Source organism: Lysinibacillus sp. GbtcB16 (assembly GCF_019091145.1).
In the GTDB taxonomy this organism is placed as follows: Bacteria; Bacillota; Bacilli; order Bacillales_A; family Planococcaceae; genus Lysinibacillus; species Lysinibacillus fusiformis.
Window position 1 is genome coordinate 1 of the sequence record NZ_JAGXJV010000459.1, and the last position, 267, is coordinate 267.

1 pseudogene is annotated in these 267 nt (G+C 46.8%); it reads right to left on the reverse strand.

From position 1 onward, the window contains the following. Positions 1 to 267: pseudogene (locus tag KVT27_RS24900) on the reverse strand (AraC family transcriptional regulator); the annotation flags it as partial.

Consider the following 267-nt stretch of genomic DNA (forward strand, 5'->3'; position numbering starts at 1 on the left):
CCAGCTCCTCCTTGGTCATTAAGCCGTTCTGGCCTGAGTTTGAGGCGATATACACATAACTGGCTTTCGGATTGTAAACATAGATGGAATCGATGTAAGGCATGGAAGTCAAGTAGTTGCTTAATTCGCGCATAGCCGCCGTGGTATCGTAAATATCAGGGTTTTCATAAAACATCAGCTTGCTGATATTTCCGTTGCGGTACAGCTGGAATGTAAGCGATTGCGCACTTTCCGTCATGGAGATGACCTCGCGGCTTGTTTGGGTCA